This window comes from Microcystis sp. M109S1 (assembly GCF_020247025.1).
Classification (GTDB): domain Bacteria; phylum Cyanobacteriota; class Cyanobacteriia; order Cyanobacteriales; family Microcystaceae; genus Microcystis.
In genome coordinates this window covers 1-5,503 of the sequence record NZ_JADBRW010000302.1, presented here as the reverse complement: position 1 = coordinate 5,503, position 5,503 = coordinate 1, and the positions used below count along the sequence as shown (strand labels likewise).

The 5,503-nt window shown below is 43.3% G+C and carries 3 protein-coding genes and 1 pseudogene; 2 read left to right on the top strand and 2 right to left on the bottom strand.

Annotated elements, in window-relative coordinates:
- On the top strand, positions 1 to 409 hold a 409-nt coding region (locus IM322_RS15160), incomplete at its 5' end, for a Uma2 family endonuclease (RefSeq protein ID WP_287713251.1).
- A gap of 68 nt (positions 410 to 477) precedes the next feature.
- On the opposite strand, the pseudogene IM322_RS23755 reads toward IM322_RS15160, so the two are convergent.
- Positions 478 to 670, bottom strand: a pseudogene (locus IM322_RS23755) (hypothetical protein).
- A gap of 153 nt (positions 671 to 823) precedes the next feature.
- Here IM322_RS23755 and IM322_RS15155 point away from each other — a divergent pair.
- On the top strand, positions 824 to 2,248 hold the full coding sequence (locus IM322_RS15155) for an FAD-binding domain-containing protein (RefSeq protein WP_287673883.1): 1,425 nt from the start codon (positions 824 to 826) through the stop codon (positions 2,246 to 2,248).
- 6 nt (positions 2,249 to 2,254) lie between these two features.
- Here IM322_RS15155 and IM322_RS15150 read toward each other — a convergent pair whose 3' ends face one another.
- The gene (locus IM322_RS15150) at positions 2,255 to 4,900 is read right to left on the bottom strand and encodes an efflux RND transporter permease subunit (RefSeq protein ID WP_287673884.1); all 2,646 of its coding nucleotides are present in this window, start codon (positions 4,898 to 4,900) and stop codon (positions 2,255 to 2,257) included.
- Between the last annotated feature and the right edge of the window lie 603 nt (positions 4,901 to 5,503).

Below are 5,503 nucleotides of genomic sequence, written 5' to 3'. Positions count from 1 at the left end.
CCAACCGGATGCCCTATTAAGAATTGAAAAGGGAGGACAATCGACAATTAGTCAAGATGATTATGTAGAAGGCGCGCCGGAATTAATTGTCGAAATTGCCGCTTCTAGTGCTTCCTACGATGTGCATCAAAAATTAAATGTTTATCGTCGCAATCAAGTCCAAGAATATCTAGTCTGGCGGTTTTATGAACAAGAATTTGATTGGTTTCGGCTACAGGCAGGAGAATATATTAAACTAGAACCCGATAGTGATGGCATAATACGCTCCCAAATCTTCCCCGGTTTATGGCTAGATAAAAACGCTTTATTAATGGGCGACTTAGGAAAAGTTTTAGTGATTTTGCAGCGGGGTTTAGAAACAGCAGAACATCGAGATTTTGTCAATAAATTAACTGCCAATCACAGCTAGATTGTAAAATTAGACGGGTGCATCTCACATCTGCAAAAATACGGACAATCAGCAATTATTAGTGACTCTTAAATTATTACAAATATATCAGCAGCTGCCTGTAAGCATCCCACCGAAAAACTAATGCGCGGGGGGTTTGGGGGCGGCGCCACGCCCCCAACGGGGGGTTTGGGGGGTAGAACCCCCCAAAGGCTTGGATTGAGTGATAAAATCGGAAGTAATGACCAACTTTAGAAGATAGTTTCCCTTTAAAAATCCCAACTCAGTAGATTTACAAAAATGAGATGCACCCAATTAGACAGTTATTCTTGATCCACTGTCTTATAATTACAGAAAGAGTATTTTTGAATTGAATTTGTTCTTAACTGTACCCCAATAATCTCGCTCCTGATAATCTTCTCATCACCTTACTTTATGTCAAATCTAATCCTTTTCTGGCATCGTCGCGATTTACGTCTCTCGGACAATATTGGACTTAGTAAAGCTAGGGAACGTAGTCCGAAAATTATCGGGGTTTTCTGCCTCGATCCTGCTATTTTAGAAGGGGATGATATCGCCTCTGCGAGAGTTGCCTATCTCCTCGGTTGTCTAGAGGAATTAGCCAAAAATTATCGCCAAAAAGGTAGTCAATTACTGATTATTCGCGGCAACCCCAGTCAAACACTCGTCAACTTAGCCAGCAATTTATCAGCAAAAGCAGTTTTTTTTAACCTCGATATTGAACCCTACGCGCGTCAACGGGATCAACAGGTAATTGCCGCTTTACAAACAAAAGGAATTGAGGTAGAAACCTTCTGGGATCAACTTCTCCACGCTCCAGGGCAAGTCCTCACCCTCTCAAAAAGCCCCTACACCGTATATACTCCTTTTTGGAAAAATTGGAGCCAATTAGCCAAAGCCAGCCCCACAACCCTAGAAAACCTGCAAGGATTAGACGAAAATGAGGGGGAGAAACTCACAGAAACTATTAATTTACCAACCCTAGAAAATTTAGGTTTTACTTGGCAAAATCCCTTACCCCTCACCCCCGGAGAAAAGGCCGCTAATAGCAGATTAGAAGAATTTTGTCAAGGGGTTATTAACAATTATCAAGAAGATCGTAACTTCCCCGCTGTTGATGGCACCTCGCGCTTGAGTGCCGCTTTAAAATTTGGCGCGATTGGCATTCGCACAATTTGGACGGCAACCCTAGAGTTATTAGAAAATTGCCGCGCCCAGGAAGCAAAAGATGGTATTATCACTTGGCAGCAAGAGTTAGCCTGGCGGGAATTTTACCAGCATTGTCTCTATTTTTTCCCAGAATTGGCGGTCGGTGCTTATAGAACAGAATTTCGTCATTTTCCTTGGCAGGATAACGAAGAACATTTTCAAGCTTGGTGTGAGGGAAAAACCGGCTATCCCATCGTTGACGCGGCGATGCGACAATTAAATGAAACAGGATGGATGCACAATCGTTGTCGCATGATCGTGGCGAGTTTTTTAACCAAAGACTTAATTATTAACTGGCAAAAAGGCGAAAAATACTTCATGCAGAAACTTTTTGATGGCGATTTAGCCGCTAATAATGGTGGTTGGCAGTGGAGTGCCTCTAGTGGCATGGATCCGAAACCTTTAAGAATTTTTAATCCCGCTAGTCAGACACAAAAATTCGATCCAGAAGGGGAATATATTCGTCAATGGTTGCCGGAATTAGCTTCCGTAGATACGGAATATTTAGTAACCGGGAAAATCCCCCATTTAGAAAGACATCGTTGTGGTTATCCTGAGCCAATTGTCGATCATAATCAACAACAAAAAGAATTCAAACGACTCTATAGTGAGCAGAAGCAAAAACGGTAAAATTAGCTACTTTTGACCGGCTTTAATCTGGTTCCAAACATCCTCTAAACTTAGATATAACACAGGCACAACAATTAAACTCAACAGGGAAGAAGTGACTAAACCTCCCACAATTACCATCGCCATGGGTTGCCGCAATTCCGCACCAGTACCCAATCCCAAAGCGATCGGAATCATGCCTAAAATTGTCGAACAAGTGGTCATTAAAATCGGTCTTAACCTAATCATTCCCGTCTCTAAAACCGCTTGCTCCCGACTCCAACCCTGTTGACGCAATTGGTTAGTATAATCCAGCAATAACACAGCGTTCTTATCGAGTAATCCCAAGAGGAAGATAAACCCGATCAGAGAAATCATACTAAACTCACTACCCGTTACCAATAACCCCAACATTGCCCCCACAATCGCTAAAGGTAAACATAAAGCGATGACGATAGTTTCTAGCAGTCTTCTGAATAATAACCATAAAACTCCTAACATTAAAATTGTCGCTAGGATTAAAGTGCGACCAAAACTGCCCAAAACATCGCTACTTTGAGAAGAAGTACCCCAACGCTGTAAAGTTATCCCTTCCGGTAAAGGAATCCCTTCAATTTTAATGGCCGCATCTTCTAATCCTAAATCCGGACTAAGATTAGCACTGAGAAAAATCGCCTGTTGACCATTTAAACGCTCGATCGCCAAAAAATCCCCCCGCTCATTTAATCTAGATGATAGGGAAATATCCTTTAAACCGGCGATTTTAGCGGACTCAACCCGCAATTTCTCGGCACTATCGCGCAATAGCTTGAAATCATCGCTTTTAATCGCAATTTGGATCGGCTTTTCCGCTTCCGTCTGCACAAAAGGAATGTCCTCGATACTGACATTCACCCCTCTAATTGTCGGTAAAATTTGCCGAATCCGTTGCTGCACCGCACTGGTGTGAGATTTACGATCGCTCTTCAGTTTAATGTGAATTTTGCCACGATTCGGCTCACCCCGTAAACCGGCGATCATAAAAGTCGATTCCACTTCCCCATCCCGCAAAATCGGCGCTTCTAATTTGCTGCCATCGCGGATAGTGCGACGCAAAAGAAAACTTTCGGGAGAACTCGCTAACTGGGAAATCCAAGCGAAACTATCACTAGAACTCTTAGCCGTCGGTTTATTAGGACTAATTTGCGTTATTTTCGGCAAAGGAGAAGTATAAACCAGATTAAACTCGCCGCGATCGAGTCGGGGAATAAATCCCCTAGAAATAAAAGGAATCAGGGCAATACCCGCAAAAAAGGTAATTAGGGCAATAGCAATGACCAGCAAACGATGACGCAATGACCAGTTTAAGAGCCGTCGATAGGCGTTCTCAATCGGTCGGTTTTGTTTCGTCGTTTTTGCCCGTGACTGCGGTTTCAGCCAATATACTGCCAAAACTGGCGATAAGGTTCTGGCGATCAACAGAGAAAAAATCACCGCAGCCGAGACAGTTAAACCGAAGGGTTGGAAAAACTGTCCCACCGCACCCCCCATAAAAGCGACGGGTATAAACACGGCAACAATGGTTAAAGTGGAAGCAGTGACAGCTAATCCGATCTCCCTTGTCCCCTTGAGTGCCGCATTTTTCGGGGTTTCCCCCGCGTCGATTAAACGGGAAATATTCTCCACATCAACGATCGCATCATCCACGACAATGCCGATTACCAAAGCCAGGGCCAGCAGCGTCAGGGTTTCCAGATTAAACCCATAGATGGCCATGATAATGAAAGTCCCCAAAAGAGATAGGGGGATAACCAGAGCAGAAATGATTGTAGCGGCGAAACTGCCTAAAAATATCAATATCACCAGCACCGACAGCAAAACTGCCAAAAGTAAATCATCGATCGTGCCTTGTAGGGCAGCGCGAATATATTCCGCTTGGGTTTCAGCTAAAATTATCTTGACATCGGGCAGTTTTTGTGCTATGTCTTTAACCAGTTTTTCTGCTTGGGCGGCCAGATCGAGACTATTGGCAGCACCTTGTTTGATTACCTGCACTGCGATCGCCTCTTGGCCATTAAAGCGCACCAGCGTGGGCAATGGTCGGGTTAAGCTTTTATGGGGATTATCTTCCCTAACTGTACCTTGACCGAGTAAATTAACTTTAGCCGTACCTTCGAGAGCTTTTAAGGGCGGAATTAAATTATCTTGGGCGATTTGGCTTAATTCTTCCAGAGTTTTCTGCTCACTCACCAGCGCATAGGTGACTGTTGCCGACTCATTTAAATCAACGGGGATAACTTCTGTGGTAGCTTGAGGGGGTAAAGGGACTTGCGAGATAGCCTGTTTAACTGCTGCCGTGGCCTTGTCTAAATTTGTGCCAATTTTAAAGAAAACGCTGATTACTGACTGTCCGGGGGAAGTAGTCGAGGACACATCGCGACAACCGGGGAGAGAGAAAAGGGGATTTTCTAGGGGTTTAGTTAATTGCTGTTCCGTGGTGATAGCAGTAGCTAAATCCGCTTGAGCGTTAATTATTACGACTGGAAAGCTGATATCGGGGAAAAGAGCGTATTTTAGGGAACTAAAAGCCAAAATTCCCGCCACGGCCACCGCTAACCAGAAAGCAATGGTTAACCTCGGGGCATTAATCGCTATTCGAGAGATATTCAGACGTTCTCGCCATGATTCTTTCATCTTTGTTGAATAAGTGGGGTGTGGGGTGTGGGGTGTGGGGAGATTTCTCAGTGAACTGATAACTGATAACTGATAACTGTCTCCTAACCCAATGGTAGATGTGGGATTTTTGCAGGAGTTCTATTTTCCGACAAAGATAAGTAAAAATTATTTATTGACTGCAAAAACTTGAGAATATTTAAATTAACATTTCGCAATATTTATAAATTCTTAAGAATTAATTGAGAAAGATTTTTATTTAACAACGATGTTGCAGTGGTAACAGCGATTTGATAGAATTTCATAATGGGTTATTATGTGCTTTTTTGGGCAGCAATGGTTGAAACCCTTGCCAAACCTAGAAGGTTATCCTAATTAAGACGGGTAAATCAGTCAATTTCACCAGCAACGATGATCTTTTTTTTATGTAGTTTTATTGCAAAAAAAAAGTTTTTTTGACAAAAAGCACAAAGTATGATAGTCCAAACGTATTTCTGGCTGCGAGTAATTATTGCAGAGTGGGGAAGTGGGGAAGTGGGGAAGGGGGGAAGGGGGGAAGTGGGGAAGTGGGGAAGTGGGGAAGTGGGGAAGTGGGGAAGTGGGGAAGTGGGGAAGTGGGGAAGT

Excerpts from the sequence above, each read along its gene's own strand:
- IM322_RS15155 (WP_287673883.1), top strand. The coding sequence starts at position 824 with ATGTCAAATCTAATCCTTTTCTGGCATCGTCGCGATTTACGTCTCTCG.
- IM322_RS15150 (WP_287673884.1), bottom strand. The coding sequence starts at position 4,900 with ATGAAAGAATCATGGCGAGAACGTCTGAATATCTCTCGAATAGCGATT.